The sequence below is a fragment of the Mucilaginibacter sp. OAE612 genome (assembly GCF_041806395.1).
GTDB lineage: Bacteria > Bacteroidota > Bacteroidia > Sphingobacteriales > Sphingobacteriaceae > Mucilaginibacter > Mucilaginibacter rubeus.
This window is the reverse complement of the sequence record NZ_JBGMUW010000001.1, coordinates 1,208,824-1,230,337: the sequence shown is the minus strand read 5'-3', so window position 1 is coordinate 1,230,337 and position 21,514 is coordinate 1,208,824. Positions and strand designations below refer to the sequence as shown.

At 41.2% G+C, this 21,514-nt stretch carries 19 protein-coding genes; 11 read left to right on the top strand and 8 right to left on the bottom strand.

Annotated elements, in window-relative coordinates; genetic code table 11:
- Nucleotides 1-486: 486 nt before the first annotated feature.
- Nucleotides 487-1,209: a LytR/AlgR family response regulator transcription factor gene (locus ABID99_RS05185; protein WP_373613083.1), complete on the bottom strand. Its 723-nt coding sequence runs from the start codon at nt 1,207-1,209 to the stop codon at nt 487-489.
- A gap of 1 nt (nt 1,210) precedes the next feature.
- Nucleotides 1,211-2,278 carry a histidine kinase gene (locus tag ABID99_RS05180; RefSeq protein WP_354437228.1) on the bottom strand — a complete coding sequence of 356 codons (1,068 nt, stop codon included), beginning with the start codon at nt 2,276-2,278 and terminating at the stop codon, nt 1,211-1,213.
- Nucleotides 2,279-2,960: 682 nt separating this feature from the next.
- Here ABID99_RS05180 and ABID99_RS05175 point away from each other — a divergent pair.
- From ABID99_RS05175 to ABID99_RS05150, 6 genes are all read left to right on the top strand, one after another.
- Nucleotides 2,961-3,170 (top strand): hypothetical protein, encoded by a 210-nt coding sequence (locus tag ABID99_RS05175; RefSeq protein ID WP_188833795.1) that lies wholly within the window; start codon nt 2,961-2,963, stop codon nt 3,168-3,170.
- A 99-nt stretch (nt 3,171-3,269) separates the two neighbouring features.
- Nucleotides 3,270-4,472 carry a lanthionine synthetase LanC family protein gene (locus tag ABID99_RS05170; RefSeq protein ID WP_188833796.1) on the top strand — a complete coding sequence of 401 codons (1,203 nt, stop codon included), beginning with the start codon at nt 3,270-3,272 and terminating at the stop codon, nt 4,470-4,472.
- Between the two features lie 46 nt (nt 4,473-4,518).
- Nucleotides 4,519-7,605: a lantibiotic dehydratase gene (locus ABID99_RS05165; protein WP_373613081.1), complete on the top strand. Its 3,087-nt coding sequence runs from the start codon at nt 4,519-4,521 to the stop codon at nt 7,603-7,605.
- A gap of 9 nt (nt 7,606-7,614) precedes the next feature.
- On the top strand, nt 7,615-8,544 hold the full coding sequence (locus ABID99_RS05160; protein ID WP_373613080.1) for a JmjC domain-containing protein: 930 nt from the start codon (nt 7,615-7,617) through the stop codon (nt 8,542-8,544).
- Between the two features lie 36 nt (nt 8,545-8,580).
- Nucleotides 8,581-9,678: a hypothetical protein gene (locus ABID99_RS05155; RefSeq protein WP_188833799.1), complete on the top strand. Its 1,098-nt coding sequence runs from the start codon at nt 8,581-8,583 to the stop codon at nt 9,676-9,678.
- Between the two features lie 164 nt (nt 9,679-9,842).
- Complete coding sequence (locus ABID99_RS05150) at nt 9,843-10,064, top strand: hypothetical protein (RefSeq protein ID WP_373613079.1); 222 nt, start codon at nt 9,843-9,845, stop codon at nt 10,062-10,064.
- A gap of 371 nt (nt 10,065-10,435) precedes the next feature.
- Here the strand turns inward: ABID99_RS05150 and ABID99_RS05145 are convergent, their stop codons facing one another.
- Nucleotides 10,436-10,768 carry a hypothetical protein gene (locus ABID99_RS05145; protein WP_373613077.1) on the bottom strand — a complete coding sequence of 111 codons (333 nt, stop codon included), beginning with the start codon at nt 10,766-10,768 and terminating at the stop codon, nt 10,436-10,438.
- Between the two features lie 355 nt (nt 10,769-11,123).
- On the opposite strand from ABID99_RS05145, the gene ABID99_RS05140 reads away from it, so the two are divergent.
- A complete protein-coding gene (locus tag ABID99_RS05140; protein WP_373613076.1) occupies nt 11,124-11,816 on the top strand; it encodes a hypothetical protein in 693 nt (230 codons plus the stop codon).
- A 163-nt stretch (nt 11,817-11,979) separates the two neighbouring features.
- On the opposite strand, the gene ABID99_RS05135 is transcribed toward ABID99_RS05140, so the two are convergent.
- The 4 genes from ABID99_RS05135 to ABID99_RS05120 are packed head-to-tail and all read right to left on the bottom strand — an operon-like array spanning nt 11,980 to nt 15,350.
- Nucleotides 11,980-12,765 carry a hypothetical protein gene (locus tag ABID99_RS05135; protein WP_176628681.1) on the bottom strand — a complete coding sequence of 262 codons (786 nt, stop codon included), beginning with the start codon at nt 12,763-12,765 and terminating at the stop codon, nt 11,980-11,982.
- Nucleotides 12,766-12,769: 4 nt separating this feature from the next.
- On the bottom strand, nt 12,770-13,078 hold the full coding sequence (locus ABID99_RS05130) for a hypothetical protein (protein WP_139160042.1): 309 nt from the start codon (nt 13,076-13,078) through the stop codon (nt 12,770-12,772).
- 11 nt (nt 13,079-13,089) lie between these two features.
- Complete coding sequence (locus ABID99_RS05125) at nt 13,090-14,268, bottom strand: hypothetical protein (RefSeq protein WP_354486420.1); 1,179 nt, start codon at nt 14,266-14,268, stop codon at nt 13,090-13,092.
- Between the two features lie 8 nt (nt 14,269-14,276).
- A complete protein-coding gene (locus tag ABID99_RS05120) occupies nt 14,277-15,350 on the bottom strand; it encodes a hypothetical protein (RefSeq protein WP_373613075.1) in 1,074 nt (357 codons plus the stop codon).
- 277 nt (nt 15,351-15,627) lie between these two features.
- Here ABID99_RS05120 and ABID99_RS05115 point away from each other — a divergent pair, with 277 nt between their 5' ends.
- Together ABID99_RS05115 and ABID99_RS05110 are read left to right on the top strand one after the other, a co-directional pair.
- Nucleotides 15,628-16,269, top strand: coding sequence for a response regulator transcription factor (locus ABID99_RS05115; protein WP_354486419.1), 642 nt, complete (start codon nt 15,628-15,630; stop codon nt 16,267-16,269).
- A gap of 42 nt (nt 16,270-16,311) precedes the next feature.
- Nucleotides 16,312-16,677: a hypothetical protein gene (locus ABID99_RS05110; protein ID WP_090533138.1), complete on the top strand. Its 366-nt coding sequence runs from the start codon at nt 16,312-16,314 to the stop codon at nt 16,675-16,677.
- 14 nt (nt 16,678-16,691) lie between these two features.
- Here ABID99_RS05110 and ABID99_RS05105 read toward each other — a convergent pair whose 3' ends face one another.
- Nucleotides 16,692-18,248, bottom strand: a complete 1,557-nt coding sequence (locus tag ABID99_RS05105; protein ID WP_373613074.1) for a clostripain-related cysteine peptidase — start codon at nt 18,246-18,248, stop codon at nt 16,692-16,694.
- Here ABID99_RS05105 and ABID99_RS05100 point away from each other — a divergent pair.
- Both ABID99_RS05100 and ABID99_RS05095 read left to right on the top strand, forming a co-directional pair.
- On the top strand, nt 18,237-18,845 hold the full coding sequence (locus tag ABID99_RS05100) for a two-component regulator propeller domain-containing protein (RefSeq protein WP_373613073.1): 609 nt from the start codon (nt 18,237-18,239) through the stop codon (nt 18,843-18,845). The genes ABID99_RS05105 and ABID99_RS05100 overlap by 12 nt on opposite strands.
- 193 nt (nt 18,846-19,038) lie before the next feature.
- Complete coding sequence (locus ABID99_RS05095; RefSeq protein WP_373615893.1) at nt 19,039-21,243, top strand: triple tyrosine motif-containing protein; 2,205 nt, start codon at nt 19,039-19,041, stop codon at nt 21,241-21,243.
- Nucleotides 21,244-21,514: the final 271 nt, after the last annotated feature.

Sequence of the window (21,514 nt, the reverse complement as noted above, 5' to 3'; positions counted from 1 at the left end):
ACACCAACAGCCGTACTGATTGAAAGCTTCCTTGCATTTACTCAATAAAACATCTATGTAAAAAACTTGGGCAGGTTTTATGATCTATGAATGGCAGCACTTACTTGAAGCAGTCCTGTAGTTCGCTAAATTTGGCCTGAAAAAGGGATGCCGGACGACTCCCAGGTAAAGTGAATACAGCAGGGAACGCGTAAATAATTTGTTTTATCAGCTTGCTTTTGCAGCGGAGTAAGGCATTGAAAAGCAACAAGGTTTAGTCAGAATTTAAACAATTAAATAAAAGCTATAAATAGCTTCAATGGCATAGCATTCTCCCTCACGTAACCATAAAGATCGAAAAAAAAATCTGCTTTTTGAGCTGAAAACAGTCCTTTTTGAAAATGGCGATGCCACGCCAGGCGGCCAGTCTTTGGGATCTGAACGAAAATAGGTTATCGCGGCAGCGGATGTTATCGGAACGATATTTTCACACGGGGAAATATTAAATTATCTTTTGCTTTTAAGCATGATCAAGCCGATAACTTCCTTGAATTTATCTTTGTAAGTATGCCCCAGAGTTAGCTGAATTTTACTGTTAACAGTGATCGTATTCCCTTCAATACTTTGAATCATCGACTTGTTAACTATAAATGATTTATGAATTCTTATAAACTGATTTTGGGGTAAGGCCATCTCAATTTCCGACATGGTAAGATAGGTTATGTGTTTCTCATCACCGATTATATGGACGATAACATAGTTTTTCAGCCCTTCGATGTAAACTATTTGGTTTAAGTGAATTTGTATCACTTTACCCCTGGTTCCGGGACTTATGAATAAGGAGTCCGGGCTTCGATAGGTATCTTTCAATAAAGTCCCTCTTACGGCCTCTACTTTTTGAACTGCCCTAAGAAATCTTGGCAAAGAAATCGGTTTTAAAAGGAAGTCTACGACATTCAGGTCAAAAGCATCTACAGCATATTTATGATAGGCCGAAATAAAAACAACGGCAATTCCGGGAGGTATCAATTTTGTCAGTTCAAGCCCGGAGAGGTCAGGCATATCGATGTCTATAAAAACCATGTCTATATCATCTCTGTTATTTAACTCTGACTGGCCCTGAACAGGATTTGTCGAGCTGCCTGCAAACTGTAACTTATCAGATTTCAAAATATAGCCCTTAATAGTATCAATCGAATGTATTTCATCATCGATAACGTAACAATTCATATTATAACAAATTAATGTAAAGCCTTAGTGCATAGGCCTCAAGGTCCTGTTCGATCTCTAAGGTGTAATTACTCATATAATGCAGGTCCAGTCGTTTTCTAATATTCTTCATACCTATCCCGAAGCTTTCGAAATGATTACCTGATCTTTTCTTATTTGTAATCATCAGCAGCAATTCGCCATTTTCTACACTAATAGAGATCTTGGCAGGATCCTCCTTTCTTCTTAACTCTCCATATTTAAAGATATTTTCTATCAATGTTATAATAATTAAAGGAATTATGCGCATTCCTGAAATTTCTCCGCTCACCGACAAGTGAATATTCAATTCCTTATTAAAACGCTCCTGGTTCAAGAAGACATAATTCTCAATATAGGTCAATTCAAATTCCAGGTCTATCTTTCCATCCGCTCCAGGTTCTTCCAATGCGAAACGCATAACATCGGATAACATCAACAATCGTTCCCCCGCCTCTTCGGAAAACCTCGCGACATCATTGTGAATCAGACTGAGGGTATTAAAAATAAAATGAGGATTGATCTGCGCCTTTAAAAAAGCAATATCCGAAAACAGTTTTTCATTTTCGAGTTCCTTGAGCGCGATCTGGTTTTGCAATTTTCCGATCTCAAGTTCCGCTATTTTGTTTTTATACCTGATAGATGACACAAAAAAACCATAAGCAGAACCCAGGCCCATAAAATAAAAGCCCCGCCAGACACCCTCTCTGAAAAAATCTCCCAATTTACTCGGAGCATTCTGATACCAACCTATTTTATAATAGCATATTGAAATGATGTATTTAATAAATAAATACGACAATAGTTCAGCCACAAAGACCAGTAGCCATAGAATATATTTTACCCTACCCGAAAACCTGAAATTTAACAGGCATTGGGCATGTACATAAAATAACGTGATATTGAGGGTGTAATAGGTAATATAATCAAGTACCGAAGAAAACGTACCACTATAAGAACGTGAAATTATAACCTCATACGCAATAAATATCGCCCAAAAGATAAAATGATTCTTGATTGGAAAATTCCCAGGTTGAGGTTTTAACTGCATTGCAATTCAAATATAATCAAATGAAGCGTTGGTAACGCTTAAATTGTTTTTCGTGTAATAGTTTTTGTTGTTATATCCTTATTTTTTACAATTGGATTATAACCACCAAATATGAAAACGAAACTAAAAAAGCTCACATTTCCGAAGTACAAATCTTTGTATAAATACCATGACAACCAAAATGGAAGGTTTCCAACTGAAACAGATCCCACCACAGTAACTATTGTGACCACCACTCATCTATCATTTAATAAATAAATTACACAATAATGCCCATCAAAAAAACAAACCGGTAGTACGATTTTTCGGTATTGACATATCGTCTTTAAAATTATTGGTAACAATCTGGTCAGGTAAGGGATATTAACCATGCACATTCTTCTTTCCAAAGGGATTTATTTTCAACATAACGAATAAAAAATTGGATAAGAGAAAGAGTTAGCTATGCTTTAGCTTGAAAAAATTCGAATTGATGAACATGTTTCGTATTCTACTAGTGATCATTGGATTTTTATGTGTGTACTAAAATACTTACCAGGGTGGGCACAATGTTTAATTTCAAAATAAAAACATCAAAGGTTCAACATAGCGCAGTCCCTTATCAAATAAGGAGGAACAGTCAACGCTTTGGTCTTTGTTCAATAAACTTTGAAAACGCTATCATTTAAATAAGTCAACAATCATGAAAAAGCTAAAATTAAACAAAATCGGGCTTGACAGAGAGGTGATCTCCCTGATCAATACCAGGCAATTAAGAGCAGGCAATCCTACATCTTCTACACAAACCGACGGTTGTTTTCCGGGCACATGTCACATCGCTACTTGCTGTAGTAACAGCATTATACATCCCAGAAATGATATCAGTAGTTTTTCAAAAGAAAACAGGCTCTGAAATCCTCATTATTCAGGCAATACAAAATAACAGTTCCCGCTGAGGTTATTTTGTATTGTTTAAATACTCTTCCCTCCTGCCAAAATGACTCCATAAGCCATGCGATCCAACGATTCTGACGATTTGCTAATAGACGACCAGATCCACATGATCAGGGAGAGGCTGCAATCGCCTGAACTGATTTCGTCGATCAGCCGCGCCACCCTGGATACCGGCTTGTTAGGACTGTCGCTCTTTTATAGCTATTATGCCTTATACACCAGTAATAAAACTTACAGATCAAGTGCAGAATATTTTCTCTGGGACGGCCTGCAGCGTCTTGATATCTACAATTTTAAGCCGATCCATAAAGTCGACTCTATTGATGCTCAATTATCCGGTATAGGCAGGTTTATAGAATTTAACAACAAGAACCATTTCTTTTTGATAGAATCGGAAGAGTATTTTGCAGATCTGGACCCATTAATGTCCGAACTGTTCACCCATCAAATAAACCGTTCAGACTTCGACACTTCAAGTGGGGCACTTGCTGCCGGGAATTATTTTTTAGCCAGGGATGGCCAAAATACGCTGGCCAATCACCATTTGAGCGATTGCGTGAAGGAAGCTTATCACCGGGCACACCGGGACCCTGAAGGCGACTTTTATTGGCCTGCTCCGCAATTGGAAAATAAGGTATACCTGGGTATTTCACATGGCTCAGCCTCTATGATAAATTTCCTTGCCGGTGTTTTTGAAAAGGGAATTGAGCAAACCTTAAGCCTCTTTACGATCAGGCGCGCGGCAAACTTCCTTATCAAACAAAAAAGAGACCAGGTCAATGGCTTATTTCCCAATTATATCGGCGAAGAGCCTTTTCAGACTCAATTTTCCCAATGTTACGGAGACCTTGGTATTGGGTACGCTTTATATAAGGCTGCCTTATTGCTTAATGACCCGGTTTTAAAAGACCAATCCTCAAAAATTCTCGAGACATGTCTTCATCGTTCAAAGGAAGATAATCTTACTTGGGATGCCAGTTTAACTTATGGTGCAGCCGGTCTCGCACTCGCATTTAATAAAATAGCGAAAATTACAAAAGATGACAGGTATAAATACCGCTCCATATACTGGCACAAAAAAACGGCCAGCTATGCAGGTCACGAAAATACATTCAGTGGATTTTTAAGCATGGTCGCCAGGGCTGAGGAATACGGCTGGAACACCTGTTTTAGTTTGGGGATAATAGGTATCGGAATTGCCCATATGCTGCACTTAAAGCCATCCATGCCCCCAATTGACGAATTATTATATATTTCATAAACTCTCCCACCTCCGGCTATTGTAAATGATCTAATTCAAACCTCCTATGTTACGAAATTTCGGTCAGATAGTGATCCGTGTTCCATTCTTCGATGCTGAAGCCTATAAAAATGTACCGGCGCCCCTTCCTCCAATTTTTGAAGAAGGAATTTATTTCGCCTCCCCTCAATTGTATGCCTCACTGCTCAAATATCAGGGGGTAGGGAGCAAAGAGGAGAAAAAAATTAACGAAAGTATTAGCAAATATTGGCTAAGAGCTTGCACACGACCGACTCCTTTCGGTGTATTCGCGGGAATCGCTGTGTTACAATTGACCCCGGGTGCTACAGATATAAAACTGTCTTACCCGCGAGATCATATTAAGAAAACACGTGTAGATATAACATTTGTAAACGAGCTGGTTAGTCATTTAGAGGGTGTCCCGGAAATTTTACCAGTTTTAAAGTTCCGCCTCAACGATTCTTTATATAATCTTCCACGCGCTGTACGATATATTGAATATCAGAACAAAGGAGATAACCGGACGTTTAAGCTTTCTTCAATACTCAAGTCGGCATTGCTAAATTCAGTATTCCGTTTTATGAAACCGGGACGTACCATAAATGAGCTGACAGAACATTTAATTACAAACACCAGTGCCAACCGGGACGAAGTAAGCAATTATATCAATGAACTGATAACAGCCAAAGTGTTTATCTGTGAGCTGGAACCACGAATGACCGATACAGATCCTTTGGATTCACTTCTGGCAAAACTAAAAGGCCTTAGCCCCAACCAAAAGATCAGCGCGCTCATTAATGATTTGACCGGAATATCAGTTAGTTTAAAAAAAAACGGGAACACAATTCTCGATTATCAGCATGTTGAAAAACAATTATCCGACCTGGTCAGCTCCCCGTTCCGCCGTAAAAATCTATTGCATGCCGATTTGTTTTTGAAATTAGGTTCCAACACGGTGAACAAACCGCTGATAGAGGAAATTACCTCCCAAATCGCTGATCTCTGCTGCTTAAAACAAACAAACGGGAACAATCTTTTGGAAACCTTTAAAAACAGGTTCGCACAGTTATACCAGGATCAACTTGTCCCGATGATGATAGCCCTTGATGTGGATCATGGTGTCGGCTACAATCAGTTCGATTTTGATTCCTATTCTGAAGAAGCCCTAATTTCAGATCTGAATAGTTCAAATGCCGACGTTTACAGGCCGGCAAATCATTCAGCGATCAGGGATTTTTGCATCAATAAATACAGACAGTACATTGATGATGGCTTGGATATGATCGAAATTGAGCCTTCTGAACTTCAACAGTTCGACAAAGACCGTAGTGCTCATCTCCCATCAAGCATGTGTATTTTCGGTAGCCTGCTTAAAACCGGAACTGAAATCAACCGCGAAAAATTTTCATTTCTTCTTAAAAACATTTCCGGCCCTTCGGGGGCAAACCTCATGGGCAGGTTCGCTTATGGTGATCAGGACATCTCGGAACTCGTCAACGATATTATTTCAAAGGAAGAAACAAGTGACCATGATGCGATTTACGCGGAGATCGTCCATACGCCCGCCGGTGGGATAGGCAATTCCTTAATAAGGCCGCATCTAAGAAAATATAGCATCCAATATCTCGGCGGACAAGGTGCCGATACAAAGGATCAGATCAACGTTGATGATATATTGGTAGCGGTCAAAAACGATCGTGTACATCTTTATAGCCGGAGGCTAAAAAAGCGTATCATTCCTCGGTTAACGACTGCCCACAATTTCAACAGCAAACCGCTCAGCGTATATAAATTTTTATGTGATTTACAGTATCAGGATAGGGATTTAATGGCAACCTGGGACTGGGGCGACCTGGAAAGTCTGACATACCTTCCGTCTGTGGTGTACAAGAACATCATTCTGAAAAGGGCCCGCTGGAAGGTCTCGGCCAAGCATATGTCCGGCCTCCCTGAACATCATGACTTGCGGCTAGCATTTCTGGAAGAATTCAGGCTGAAATATAAAATACCTTCAAAATTATTGTTGATCGAATATGAGGATGAATTATTGATTGACCTGGAAACGTCCACAGGAATTGCCTTGTTTTTAAAAAGCTTATCAGTCAAAAATGAAATCATTTTAGAGGAATTCATTTACAACAGCGATAAATCAATCATCTCAGACCCCAATAACAAGAATTACATAAGCGAACTTACCATACCAGTTTATACAGAGCAACGCCCAACCTTACAAACAAGTGCCAGAGAACGGATAACCTTAAATAATGTACAGCGAACGTTCCCTCCATATTCAGAATGGTTATATTTCAAAATTTATGGAGGCGCTCTCAACTTAGAACGGCTTCTGATCGAGTTCGTATACCCCTTCGTAACGAAAAACAAGACGCTATTCAAACACTTTTTCTTCGTACGGTATAAAGATGAATTTGATCATATCAGAATTAGGTTCTTCAACACGGACCTGCAAACTCAAGAAAAACTTTATCAACTTTTAATGAGTGGCGTTAAAGTATGGATAAAGAAAAAGATCGTTTTCAGAATTGTTATTGATAGTTACGAAAGAGAAATCGAAAGATATGGATTTGAGAAAATTATAGATGTTGAACGTTTTTTTCATAGAGACAGTCTAGCTGTTTTAAAATTACTGAAGCTTGGCAACAAAGGGTTCGTACCTAAAACTATCGCGGCATTATATAGTACCGATCAATTATTGAATGATTTTGGGTTCTCATTGAATGAAAAGCACCTTTTGATTGATCAACTTCGGGCTGCATTTTTCCAAGAATTTGGCGGAAACAAAGTGTTACAGAAACAGCTAAATGGTAAATACAGGTCAATGCAGGACGCTATCGATAATCATTTCGGGAACAAAAAAACATCCGACAAAAGAAAACATCAATTGCATAGCATTATAAACACCAGGAGCATTGATGCACTTTTGGATATAAACGAAATAGCAAGCCTAAAAAACACAGGAGAAACAGATCTCAATAGCCTGATATCCAGCTTGATTCACATGCACATCAACAGGCTATTCTGTTTTAGTCAAAGAAAACAGGAATTACTATTATATCATTTACTTGAGCGCCATTATCATTCAAAACTTATACGATCAACAGCGATCGTTTCATAATTCCACAAAATGACTATACTTGAAAAAATCCTATATCCGCTTAAAAAAGAGATTTTTCTTGACAACTACCAGGATACTAAAGTTCTTTTTATCAAAGGGGAACAAGAGAAATTTAAAGATTTCTTTTCTTTTGATGACCTTAATTTTTTTTTGAACACCCATGCAAACAGCATTCAGTTTCCAGAAATACGTCTATCTCTGGATGGGAAAATACTGGATCCGGGACTTTACCAGGAAACTATACCAGTCTATTCAAATGATTCATTTGAAAAAACAAAAATAGATCCACGAAAAGTCAGCGACCTGATCAATAAAAATGCCTCTCTGATTATCAGTGGTATTCACGAATATAACCTGAATATACAAAGCTTTGCGCATCAGCTATCAGAAGAACTTACCAGCGACATTAACATTACCCTGTTTTACAATACGATCAATCAACCCTCCTTTGATACCCACTGCGATCCCGTAGCGGTATTTACCGTTCAGCTTGAAGGGCAAAAAAAATGGGAGATTTTCGGAGAGGGGTATAACTCCCCGGACAAAGAAAATTCGCTACCGGCTATAGAATACGTACTGGAAAAAGGAGATATATTATATATTCCAAGCGGGGTATGGCATAAAGCTAGCCCCGAGACAAACAATTCCTTAAGTATGTCCATAGCTGTTCGGAATAATAATATATTGGATCTGATTGCCTGTATCCTGGAATGCTATATCCATCCCGAATTATTAAAAAATGAGCTTTATTATATGCCAATGCCCCGCGACCAGGAAGCTTTAACCAGACTCAAAACACAGATCAAAAACGATCTGGTTAAATGTATCGAAAACCTCGACGACCAACAGTTTTCTCAAATCATTGCAACGTTAAATCGTGAGGATAGAGTAAAGAAAGGAAATAGTACCTACCATGTTCCATTTGATCTGGGAAATTAATTAATCTATATCCGCAGACAAATTATTATAAGGCAAATGAGTAAAACAATACCGGAAGACCTTCTCGTAAGCATATTCAAACTCAAATGGTCAGATTTTGCGAGATCAAAAGAGGAGCAAAACATGACTTATGATTTTAAAAAAGTCTTGATAGTTTCAGAAAATAAAGAGTTAAAGCAACTGATAAACAGCAAACAGAAGCCGAAGGAAATCGATAAAATCAGGATCCTGAAAGAAGAATACGAAAAACTTGTAGTGCCGTTGAACCTAAAAGAAGATAACACTGTTCTCAGGAAACTTATAAAGCTTGATCGAAGGGTAGAAAGCGATTTTGATGGTGATAGCTATTTGTACTTAAAACAATGGGGATTATCTGTCTGGGGATTATATTATTACAAAAACGAAAATTTTGGGAAAGCAAAGTCTAAGCTTATTGAATGCATTGCCTTAAATGAATTTTTGATCGGCAAAGGATTAAAAACTGCCATATTCAGAATATTTGAACAAAATATGAACCTGTCGGCTATATATATTCAGGAAGGTCGAATAAAGGAGGGTTTGAGGCTAAAAAACCACCTCTTGCAGTATTTATCAAATGGCAAATCAAGCAAAATGCTGGTCAGCAGAATGTTTAAAGACAATCCATTATATCATTCGCACATATACATCAGAGAAGGCTGCCTTTACCAGCTTTTCAGAAAAATGGCGGCATGGCCATTAGATCATCGGAAAGACTTTTACGATGATTTTTTTGTTTTTAAACTGTTTTTCGATAAGATCAGCATGAAAGAAGATACCAATGATCGCGAGATTATGAAGTTTTGGATATATATCAAAAGAAATTTTTACAAGGGCAATTATGAAAAATACAAAGATGCTTTCACGCAATTCATGAACACCACCTTGTCTTATAAATTTGATATACTCAAACTCTCACTAATCTCAGATATTTTACAAATGGTAGAATCATCTGAAATTGGATATGAAAACGATTTTTATACTTTAACAAATACGTTTATAAGCGAAAAGCTCATCGGAATAAATGAGTTCAAAAGCCATTTCATCAGACGGATGCCTCCCGAAGCAGAAATTTCGCGACGGGCTGAAAAAAACAGCGGAAATAATACCTTTTGATAACTGCCATCTGCCGGATATCGATATTCCTGCATACCTGACCATTCTCATTAGAGCAATGGATTGTGTACCTCGCCCGGCGCCCCCTTATAGAAAGCGTCGCCGATGTGCAGCAACATGCCAATATGTTATGCACTGTAGACGGTTTCTGAGACAACTGGCACATGCTCAAAAACTATTTTGATGTTTTTAAAAGATGGAATGCCTACCGCATACCTGGAAGCTGGCTCGACGGTGATAAGCTGCCGTTTGGCAGGATTGGTATCCGTACCGAAAGGGGTGATAACCGCATGAGTAGGTTCAGCCGAGATGAGCAATACATTGATGAGCCTATGGTGTATTTTTCACTCACCGCCGATGTTTGGCGGGGATTTGCCCAGCAATGATCCCTTTATGGAAAAACCATTTTGGTTGTCCCCTCTTCGCCAATTCCGTCTGCATTCCTAACTACTTGATTATAATAATAAAAAGCGGGCAAATTCAAATTGGCGGCAGGGGCATTATGTTATGGTTTATCCACCTGGTAATTGCTCCTTACTTTTCCGCTGTTCAGTCTCGCATGAACTGCGGACCGTAAATAAGTAAACAAATAAGACAGCGTATATCGGGACTAATAAAATAGTTCGACTAAATGCAAGCTTAGCGTTTAGTATTGCCCCAATAAATTTGGTCAGTTTTTGAATTAAAATAATTCGGTGTTCAATAAATCCACCATGTTGAATTTATTGAACACCTTTTACAAAGAAAAATGGCTCAATTATTCGTGTTTCTCACGTAACTTTTGCTCCTCATATTTCTCCAAAATCCGCTCTACGATCATCAGGAAGCTATAAATGTGTTCAATTAATTTCCCAGTTTCGGTACACATGGGATTTATGGACAAATCCGGCAAAGGCTGTTCGATATCGAGCAGCCTTTTTGCTTTAATATTCAGCAAGTTATGAGCGAACGCCGGATTTATTGTAGGTGTTCGACACATACCATTTTTCCCCAGCGTATCTATTAAACCATTTTTGTAAGTACTAGGTTCGATCTCATCATTCATCATCTTTTCCTCCAACCTTTCAATTTTAGTTTCAATATCCGTCAACTCTTTTTGACGGTCACCAATTTTTTCGACTATTCCCTTTAACGTAGCTTGTAGATTGGGCGTTTCGGAGATATGTTACACCCTATTCCGGCATCCTTCATAAAAATTTTGTCGTCACGCCCCGGACCGCCAGCAGTGTAAATACACACATATGCCACCGTAAATTACCGCGGATTGACGAACTGATCATGGCCAGGCCTCCGTTTCAATACGTCAACCAAATTTTGATCAGGATCAAGCCACAACGGTATGAATGACTTTAACTTTGAAGGCACCTGCCGGAATTACCCGGAAGCCCAATGCTCTTCATTATTGAGGCGGGAAAACATTCATCTTCACATATTTATGCAAACCTATGGCAACAAACGATCGGCTACGCTACCCCTTTGAACGGCTCGATGAAATCATCGGCACAGCGCTCGTTCCCGGAAGCAGCACCTCGAAACAGATCAGTCTAAAAGATCTGCCCGGCCTGCAACAGCAAATCCGTTCCGAAATCGGAAAGATCTGGAAAAACCTGAGCGCTCAAACCTTCCTGCTCTTAAGCCATAAAAAGATCGCCGCTATGCTCCGGCAATACCAGGAAAGCCTGGACGAACTTAAATGGCAGGCCATAGTCAACATGGCCGCCTATCCCGAAGACAATCCCCTGAACAGCTTCTTTAATCAGGTCCTCGCGGAACTCGAACAGCTGGACCAGCAATTCCGGCGCCGCTACCGACATTATTTTAACGGCGAGACGGATACTCATAAATCAGCCGGCAGCAGACCGGCAGCGGGGGATCACCAACCTCTTTTTAAAATTACCTGCCGGCTGAGCGTCGACCAGGTCGCTATCCTTTTAAAGGCCGCCGACGAAACCCGGCTGCTGAGCGCCCGTTCGTTCAGCCTTGTTCTCCGCAGCATTACGCCTTTCCTTTCAACGGAAAGAATGCCCAATTTTTCCTGGAAAAGCGCGCGTAGCAGCACCTTGAAAATAGAAGAGCGGGATAAAGCGATAGCTATCGGCACGCTTGAGGAACTGATCAGAAAAATTAAGACCTATTGACGGGCTGCTGCTTCCGCTAAGACTGACGCACTCATCAGGGATGAGTACCTGTCGATTATCAGCCTCATCGTTTGACCGGACTCATGAGCCGGATACTGGAAAACCCGATCCGGATCGCGCTGGCTTATCGCTATAAATGATCTTTGATCCTGTTCTAAAATATCTAATAAATGGGATATTTTAGTTTAAAAGTTTGTACCAGTGTTCCTCTGGACAGGGTATCTTCCCGGCTGATCATTACATATAAATGTCGTTTGGAAGGTTTTCTGAACTTAATTGTACCGGTTGCCGTTGAATCTGCGTAGATGAATGTCGTTTTCAAGTTCAGGCAACAATCATCGGTGATCGTGTCAGTAACCACCTTTTTATTTATAACGGTGTCTGATAACAGCGTAATTTTATTCCAGGAGTTCTTCCGGGAGCTGATCTTCAGTACGATGACCTGGTCTCTCGCGGACACAGTTGAAACTGCATTCAGGGATACGCAAGGTGTCGTTTGCCTTACGACGGGGTTGAACGCGGGTGACCCAAATTGGATGAGTAAACCTATGCTGTAAAGAAAGACGCCTATTGAAGTTAAAATAACCGCAGACTTAAACCGGGAATTACTCCGCTTTATAGCATCATTGAAAGCAGTTTGTATCGAGGCAACTTCATTGGCATAAAAGGATTGCGGAACCGGGAATCCGGCGACCGTTGCCAGCCAATAGGCCAGCGTCAATCCCATAAAACCTAACCCAAGTACCAACAAAGCCCATACATTCCAGTCGCTCTTACCAAAAACGGTCGAACCAATGGTCGTAGCCGTGTAGACACTGAATACCCAAGCGATGGTAGCCTGAAGTTTTTGCACGGCATCTTTTCTGATTTGTGTAGAATTGTATATTTCTTCCGCTCCTATATTCAGCCAGAATATGTCTGAGCTCTGGTTTTGATCGTTAATGGGCATAACATTAAGAACATTTAAGTTGATATTGATTCTTGTGACCTAATACACAGATCAGGGTAAAGAGGTGAACTTCCGATGCCCCTTCTGCAGCTTTTTTATGTATCTGGTAACGCGCCTGTACATCCTGAAAACCCAATTCGCTTTCCATTATCGCATCCAGGTGATTAATACCTGTCATAGCTTCTTTGTCGCCCGGGGTGTTTTCCAGGCGCTCCATCAGATCAGTCCGGATCTGAAACAACGCATTTGTTTTTATACAGGGATCCGAGATCCAATGAGGACATCCCGGGGTAATACATTTGATATTTGGCATATGATATGGGGTTATTTATTCGTTGTACTGTTATCGTCAAGATTCCATTGAATCGACAGAAACCCAAACAGCTTGGGATGTTTAACGTCATATTTCAGGGTAACGGGTAAAGACATTGATTTGGAAAAATGAACCCGAAAAATGGCGTTTGCGTTTACCGTGTTCCTCGCCTCATTAGCATAAGTTTGGCCATGATCCAGCCAGATATCCTCACAGGCCAGTTCAAATTCGAATAAAGGGCTCCCGCCGCCTGACTTATCGTTAATCAATACTTTATTGATGCCCAGGGAAACCCTCGAAATATTTCGGGACAAGCCACGCTTACTAATTGAATCCTGTAAAAAGATATTGTTTAACTGCAGGTCAACGTTCCATGCTTTATTATGATTTTTACCAAGACCAACGAGGTATTCAAAAGAAATATTCAGGCTGTCGATCTTACCGGTATTCGATCTGTACCGGGAATTGATACCCAGTGTTGCCAGGCCTCTCGAGTTGAGCGCTTTCACCTTGGCATTATAAACCTGTTGCAGGCTATCCAAGAAGGCGCTTTCGTCTCTGTGCAACATTAATGCGGAGAGACTGTCACGCACTGCCAAAAGTCCTTTTGGAAGATCCATCAGATTATTGGAGTCCCTGTATTTATTAATACCGGCAACCAGTTCCTGAACAAGGGCAGGGTCTCCCGTTATTTTGTCTTTATAGATCTTCAATGCCTTTTCCTGAAAATTCCCGATGGCTTCCAGGCCTGATACGAGGATATTAAAAAAGTTAAAATCACTGCTGTCCCGGCGGTTTACGATCGCATATTTGAATCCGCCATTAAATATATTGTAGCTTCCGGAGTTGTCCTTACTCACCCCCAGTTGATATTCAAAATTCCGTTGAAATTTCCCTAACTTACTGTTATAATAATCTGACAAGTCCAATTTCCCGTGTTTAAAAAAATTGGCTGTTCCGAATAACGTAGACTTAAACGTAAATCCGCCATTATTTTCAGTCGTCACACCGGCCTGTACGAACTTTGAAAGCGCTTCATAGCTTATACCCGCTTTAGATGGCCCTTTTTGAAAAAAACGCTCCACTTCAGGATTGAACTTATCGGTGTCAGCCATCAGACTATCTGCCCGACCAAAGGCTTTTCCTGTTAGAACCAGCACAAACAGCGCCATGAGAGAAAGTTTTTTCATGATCTATATCAGTTTAAAGTATATGGCTTAATAAAACTTTTGATGATATTGCCGGAAAAGGAATTATCATCGGCAGTTGTTAACACGTTCCCCCGGGCGTCTGTAACCTCAACTGTGATTTTTCCACCGTTTGGCGCGCTTCCGGTTACCACAATTATCTGAATACCTGGCGCTTGGTTAACGGTGAATGACTGCGTGTCGCCATTATCAGAATTGATACATTTACCATCATTCCCCATGCTTACGTCAAAAAAGCATATACCGCCTTTCCCATCGTAAAACTTTACAGTGAAGGTGATAGGTCTCAGCCCTATTTCAGCTGTCAATTCCCGGGCAAATCTGTTTTTAGATGTTAAAACTTTATTCACATTGCTTTTAATCCACTGGACCTTTGGCGTTCTTCTCCTTTCCCGCCTGCTGCCTATATACGCACGCATGCTGTACTTGAGCGACTGGCCAGCTGCGTATTTTTGCTGCCAGCCGCCGCCTGCGTTAACGTTATAGTATCCGATATACCCGCCGGGCAATAACTCAAAAGCTTGGGTGATATGGTTGCAATAATCATATTGCGTGTTAGGCAGGTTAAAGTTTTGAAACCAGGATGGCAAAACAAAATCGGATACCTGAACGCCGTTAATCGCGTAACTGTAGCGGTCGTCTTCACAGGCATCACAATTTTCGTAAGCGTAAAGGATCCCACCGTTGGCCGAGTTTTCGATAAAAACGGTCAGATTGATATCCGGGTCGCCAAGCATTTCCAGCAATTCATGACTGGCGGTAACGGTCCATGAGTTGCCGTATGCCAAATCCGTACCGGCAAAGACTTTGCCGAGCGGCAAACCTTCATTCGTTAAATCATGATAGCCCAAAGCGCCGGCCTGGTCCGAGTTGTTTAGAATAACCAATTGCCAGCATCCGGCGGGTGCCTGACCGTCAGGATAGAAAGTGACCTCAGCATCGATTCCCCATGCCGGTTCAAAGTGTTCATGTACTTGTATCTGTAAGGCTGTAACTGCTGCGGCAACCTCGTCGTCTGTTAAGCCTGCAAATTGATTCAGGACTGCTATTCTGATACCGTTCATTGTTTAAGTTTTTTAGCGTGAGCAATAAGTTTTGTACAGAACAAATTTAAATCGCTTATAAACAGATAATTAAGAGGAAAAACCCGGTATATAAAACCGGATTTTTCCGGTACAAAAATTTGACAGGAGGTTTTATAATTGTATTCGCTTCAGTAAGAAAAAGGCGGTTAAGCTCTTTGAGGTATAATTTTTTTTGTGCAAATTAGATCGGCTTATGCAGGTATGCAATATTAAGCACAATAACAACCTAACATCGATCTGAATCACAAATTTCCCCATGAAGATAACAGTAGGTATAGCCGATGACCAGCAATTATTTCTGCGGTCATTATCCGGTCTGATCAATTCATTCGATAATTGCGTAGTAGTAGTGGAAGCCTTAAATGGTGCGGAGCTGCTAAGACAGTTAACCACGCTGGATAAGCTGCCCGATATTGTTTTGATTGATGTACAGATGCCGGTAATGGATGGTCCTGCGACAGTCTCCCGGATCGCGGAACGCTTTCCCTTAATAAAAACGGCGGCGTTGTCAATGAAAGAGGATGACCATTCGATACTAAGCATGTTGCGGGCTGGTTGCTCCGCTTATTTGTTGAAAGATGTGCATCCCAAAGAACTGGAAACGGCGTTGCTTCAATTAAGTGAAACAGGTTTTTATAATGGCGACACATTTCGGCTGCATTACCGCCGGCTGTTAAGGAATCAGGAAGAAATGAGGTTTACAGACCGGGAAAAACAGTTTTTGACTTTGGCCTGCAGCGACTTTACCTACAAGGAAATTGCCTCGAAAATGTTTTTATCCGAGAAAACCATCGATGGTTACCGGGAATCGCTGTTCAGCAAATTAAACGTAAAGAGCCGGACCGGAATGGCATTAGAAGGCATAAAATTAGGTCTGGTTGAACTGAAAACTAAGTAATCTTAAAAGAATAAATTATTTTAACCTTTAAATTTTTACATTATGGCTGCTTCTCCCCTTCTGGTTTTCCCATTTGGTGAAACCTTATCCAATCCTGGCAATAATGATAGCGGTGTAAACGCTGAGATCAAAATAGGAAAGGACACTACCGGTACGATCAATTCGGCGGTTCTGACCGTTACAATTCCTATTGATCCCAGATTATTCAGAGTCGTCCCGCCGGACGGCCAGGGTGAGTATAAACTGGCTAAAAATGAAGTCGGTTTTGCCAGTACGGACAAAATGTATTTACCCGAAACGGCCCAGCCCAAAGGCGGGAACGCGCTGTCAGTAACTTTTACTGATCAGCAGGGCTTTTTGAATTTACAGCTTGCGCTTGCCGAACCCAAAAGGGATTATGGCAACTGATCATGTGTAATAGCTTAAGTGGAGGGGGGATAAACCACATCGATAAACTCCCTCCATTTTAAAACCTCAATTAAGCTCGTGACAAATGGTGCACCGGGAATTATAAACAACTGCTCGATTGCTCCGGGCGGCTGCTGCGCTTCCTGAGGGAAATAAATGGATATACCGGTCGGCCGTTGTTTGTCTATCGTTTGTGAGGTTCCCCGCCCATCTGCATAAAATCCCCTGCCAATGGTACTTGCTGTTCTTATTGTGGTACTCGCTACTTTTAATGATTTTTTCAAAGCTCTGATCCCCGCCGAATACGGCTTTTTCAGCGCCGGTTTATCAGATCGCTCTACGAGATCAAGCATATAATTGTTCAAATCTATAAATTGATAGTCCATGTCCTGAACGATCCCAAATTCGTAATCATGAGCCCTGGCGGCCCGCATCTCACCAGGCAGTTCCGTGAAGGTCCGGATCATTTCTTCCATAGATTGGATCCAATCTTTTAAAGCAGCAATCATTTGCTGTTCATAGTCTTGCAGCGAAAAAGCAAATACGCCAATAGCTTTTAGGGCCGCAGCGCGTTTCCAGAATATATAATTCTTTCGGAAGGTATTCACCGCCAACCTGGCAAGCTGTTTACCATCAATGTTTCCCTGACTCTCTTTGATTGACCTGACAATAGCTTTGTAGTCATAACCGGGAGCGCAGATACTTCCTTCCGGAGCTACCAGGTGACTCACATTTTTACAAAGGGAAAAACAGGTATGCACATTTTGCATAAAACAGTTGAACATGAGCAATACATCGACCTGCTTTCCTTTAAAACCCATGCTGATCGCTTCTGCCAGCTTATCATTGGAAAGCAATGCAAAATCTATTGTTTGCGCTTCTTCAGAAGTGCCTGACCGCATTTTTTCAGTAAAAAAAGTATCCGGTCGTAAAAAGCGCCTATTTTTCACTACCAAGATTGTATTGTTCTCATCGAGCTTTTTTTGTGCCAGGACCTTATAACACGGAGATTCCGGTACCTTTGTGTTTACGTATAGAAGGTCCTCCTTCGCCTGGATCGGCAAATCATCGGCCATGCCTGCCCCCCCTCTGGCCGGGCTAACCTCTTCATCTTCAGGACGAGGCGGATCTTTCAGCTTTTTTTTAAAAATACCAAATGCCGATCCATGATCCCAGGTGATCAGCATGTTCTTTTCGGCCGGATAATACCGGTCTATATAACGAAATACCTTTTTTATGCTGTCGCTTTTCTGTGCAAAGTCACGGTCCTCCAATTGCTGCAGTTGCAACAAGGTGTTATTTCCTTTACAGGGATCGAAGATCAGTCGGCTAATGTAAGTCGCGTCGCTTTGAATAATTTCATCTTTTATCTGAACTTTATTTTCTATTGTGAGCAGGTTGAAACTGTCATGCGTATCAATTTCGAGTATTATTTTCAGAAGTTGATCAAGGTCTGCTTTCACATCCGCTTCATAGCCATCCTGGCCATTAAAATTAGTTGTAATATCCTCCAATTCTGCATATATTAGAAAAATAATATTCCATTTCCGGATAACAGCATGAGTTTCCATATTGCGTGTTTTTTACTCCTAATATATTCATTTAAAAGCGTTTCCCAACAGACGGAGACCCATTTATTATTAAAATATACCCAAAACGACGGCTTATCAAGTTATAATATTCACCATACCCTGCAGGACCCTAAAGGCTTTATGTGGATAGCGACCCAGGACGGGTTAAATCTGTTCGATGGCAAGGCCTTTTCCAGGTATACGGAGAACGCCGAAAAAACCCGAAAGCTTTACGGCACGGATATACGCTGGCTGATAACCGATACTTCCAGGCATTGGGTCTGGGTTTTAAATCCGGAGATCGTATTAAACGCGGTTGACTATGAAACCGGGAAAGTAGTTAAAACAATCAGGGGACTTCGCGCAGACAATGACGACTGGGCGGTGTCGATGACCCTTTATCGGGACCAGCTTTGGCTGGGTTGTACCAACGGTATCAAAATATATGATATCGTCAGACAAGCCTGGATCAACGGCCCTTCCTCCCCGTTTAAAAAAAACGGAGACGACGATCTGTACGCTGTCAGGACAATCTTCACTGACCGCTCAGGCCGTATCTGGGCTTTCTTTAAACCACTACGGGATTGCCGTTATTGACGGAAAGACCAAAAACATCATTAAGGTCATCACCAATGCACAACTGACCGGAGAAACAGGCCCGCTGATCTTTAAGACCGTTATAGAACTTAAACCAGGAGAACTTCTGCTTGGCACATCATCCGGTTTGATCGCCCTAAGTTATAACAACAGTCTGAAACTTGTCATCCGCCATCGGTTTGCCGGCCCCCTGATGACCCTGGCCCGCGAGCAGACCACAGCGATGACAAAGGCCGCCGGTCATATTTATCTCGCCGGAAACAGCGGCTTGTATAAGACCGACGAAGGACTGTCAACCTGCATCAAGATCAAGGAGTCCAACAGCAATGGCGAAGAATCCTGGTTAAACGAAATCAACCACCTGTGTACGGACAGTGATGGCAACCTGTGGATCGGTTGTAAACGGGGACTTGCCTATCTGTCCACTACCTCATCCGCGTTCCGGGGTTTTAATAATACGGGGTATGCACACGCCGGACTTACGCATACCTATAATCTGTATCCCTTACCTTTCGGTAAGATATTGGTTGGCCAGGAAAAAAGTCTTTTGCTGTATGATAGCACGACCGACAGATTCTCTAAGATCGACCAAAAAAGATCTTTCAATTTTGCCTTCACGGACTTCAACAAGCGCGTAATTGTTTCAGGTGACGACGGACTATATGTGTTTACCGCGGGAAAATTAATCCCCGTTAACGCTTATTACCCGGAATTAAAACCGGTGTCAGGCAACTATATCAACAGCGCAATAAGGATAGGTGATTCTCTCGAGGTAATAGGTTCAGATAATGACAGAGGTTTTTTTTGCTGGAATTTCAAACGGCGGACACTCCGGATGGTCAATAATAACAGCTCACCTATAAGGTTGCGAAGCAATATCGTAAAAAAAATCTTTCAGGACAGTTCCGGTCGGTTATGGGTATTATCCGATTTCGGGATCGATGTCATCGAAAAAGATTTCTCAAAAGTGAGTTATCTGAATATAAAAAACCCGGTTTCCGGTAATCCATTAAGACTGTATTTTGATATATGTGAGGTCAATGGCCGGTTTTGGCTGGCCAATTACAGCCTCGGAATAGTGGAAATCGACGCCGCCGGCAAAGTATTTCAAGTACTCAACAGTGCTAACGGCTTATGCAATGACGGTGTTTATAAAATATTCCGTGTTGATCGCGATAACCTGATGGTAACATCAAACAATGGCTTATCGGTGTATAATCTGTCTACCTCATCCTTTACCAATTACTACGAGGAGGATGGCCTGCATTCCAGCGCCTTTGATGAAAATTGTGGTATCGAATCTGGAGGGAAAATATATGCAGGCGGTTTGAACGGGTTCACGATTATTGACCCTAAAATGCTGATCATTGATCGCCATCCGCCAAAATTGTACTTCACCGATATCAGGATAGACTCCAAATTAGCCAGCACGGTATCGAGAAATTTAAACATTTCAGAATTATTGGTTCCCGATGACGCCTTACAAACCACGATCTCTTTTACCGGCTTACATTACAATAATTCCAAAAGAGTTCAGTACCGGTACAAAATTGAGGAACTTAACGATGACTGGATCGACTTAGGAACAAGAAATTTCATCAACATTATTGGTATCAATCCCGGTCGCTATCATTTATCAGTGGAATCTTCCAATGAAAATGGTATATGGACTACCGCGCCGATCAGGTTATCGATGATCTTTGTCCCCAAATGGTACCAAACCCTGTGGTTTGAAGTATTGATGATCCTTTCCCTATGCAGTGTTTTGTATAGTATTTACCGCTATCGTATTGAACAGGTTAAAATTCAGCACCGCATCAGGCGGGATATTGCCAATGACCTGCATGACGACCTGGGCAGCAGCCTCAACTCAATCAAGATTTTCACACACCTCGCGATCGAAAAAAAACAGAACCAATCCTACCTGAACGAAATTGAAACGCTTATAACCGGTATGACAGCGGGCCTCCGTGACATGCTATGGGTCCTCGAGGATTCACGGGACAATATCGACGTGCTGATGGAACGTATCAAAAACTTCGTGCTGCCCCTGGCTCATGCGAACGGGATTAAATTTGAAACATATGTTGATCCGGGAATAAAAAACCAGCATTTGTCCAAGATCGAAAAGAGAAACCTTTTATTGATCGCGAAAGAGGCGATCAACAACTGCTTTAAATATTCGAAATGCAGTAATATCAGCGTCGTCATTAAACCAGACCATCATAACAGGCTATCATTTGCTATAACCGATGACGGTATAGGATTTCAGGTCAGCAGCAAACCTACCGGCTATGGATTGGGAAACATGCAGCACCGGGCAGAGCAAATCGGGTTTCAGTTTTTATTAGCTTCGGCACCGGGAAAAGGAACATGCATAACTATAGCAAGAGCGTAAGTTTCCGGCCGGCCGGGAAAAGCGATGATTTTTTGGCTAACAACGAAATGCACTTACTGTCCATTTCCGCTTTAATTATTTAATAGCATAAAAATGTTTAAATCTATAAAAACGTGGCCATATTTATTAAATAAAACCCGTATATGATCCACCTGTTTTCTAAAATACTTTATATGGACAACAGGGTTCTCCATACAAATAACCATTTGCTCCTTATGAAATACATTCTGAATAATAAGCCTGCCATAACAAGGTTAATCAAGCTAAATCA

Bases quoted from the DNA above. Each gene is read 5' to 3' on its own strand.
- ABID99_RS05185 (WP_373613083.1), bottom strand. From the start codon at position 1,209: ATGAATTGTTACGTTATCGATGATGAAATACATTCGATTGATACTATT.
- ABID99_RS05180 (WP_354437228.1), bottom strand. From the start codon at position 2,278: ATGCAGTTAAAACCTCAACCTGGGAATTTTCCAATCAAGAATCATTTT.
- ABID99_RS05175 (WP_188833795.1), top strand. From the start codon at position 2,961: ATGAAAAAGCTAAAATTAAACAAAATCGGGCTTGACAGAGAGGTGATC.
- ABID99_RS05170 (WP_188833796.1), top strand. From the start codon at position 3,270: ATGCGATCCAACGATTCTGACGATTTGCTAATAGACGACCAGATCCAC.
- ABID99_RS05165 (WP_373613081.1), top strand. From the start codon at position 4,519: ATGTTACGAAATTTCGGTCAGATAGTGATCCGTGTTCCATTCTTCGAT.
- ABID99_RS05160 (WP_373613080.1), top strand. From the start codon at position 7,615: ATGACTATACTTGAAAAAATCCTATATCCGCTTAAAAAAGAGATTTTT.
- ABID99_RS05155 (WP_188833799.1), top strand. From the start codon at position 8,581: ATGAGTAAAACAATACCGGAAGACCTTCTCGTAAGCATATTCAAACTC.
- ABID99_RS05150 (WP_373613079.1), top strand. From the start codon at position 9,843: ATGCTCAAAAACTATTTTGATGTTTTTAAAAGATGGAATGCCTACCGC.
- ABID99_RS05140 (WP_373613076.1), top strand. From the start codon at position 11,124: ATGGCAACAAACGATCGGCTACGCTACCCCTTTGAACGGCTCGATGAA.
- ABID99_RS05135 (WP_176628681.1), bottom strand. From the start codon at position 12,765: ATGCCCATTAACGATCAAAACCAGAGCTCAGACATATTCTGGCTGAAT.
- ABID99_RS05130 (WP_139160042.1), bottom strand. From the start codon at position 13,078: ATGCCAAATATCAAATGTATTACCCCGGGATGTCCTCATTGGATCTCG.
- ABID99_RS05125 (WP_354486420.1), bottom strand. From the start codon at position 14,268: ATGAAAAAACTTTCTCTCATGGCGCTGTTTGTGCTGGTTCTAACAGGA.
- ABID99_RS05120 (WP_373613075.1), bottom strand. From the start codon at position 15,350: ATGAACGGTATCAGAATAGCAGTCCTGAATCAATTTGCAGGCTTAACA.
- ABID99_RS05115 (WP_354486419.1), top strand. From the start codon at position 15,628: ATGAAGATAACAGTAGGTATAGCCGATGACCAGCAATTATTTCTGCGG.
- ABID99_RS05110 (WP_090533138.1), top strand. From the start codon at position 16,312: ATGGCTGCTTCTCCCCTTCTGGTTTTCCCATTTGGTGAAACCTTATCC.
- ABID99_RS05100 (WP_373613073.1), top strand. From the start codon at position 18,237: ATGAGTTTCCATATTGCGTGTTTTTTACTCCTAATATATTCATTTAAA.
- ABID99_RS05105 (WP_373613074.1), bottom strand. From the start codon at position 18,248: ATGGAAACTCATGCTGTTATCCGGAAATGGAATATTATTTTTCTAATA.
- ABID99_RS05095 (WP_373615893.1), top strand. From the start codon at position 19,039: ATGACCCTGGCCCGCGAGCAGACCACAGCGATGACAAAGGCCGCCGGT.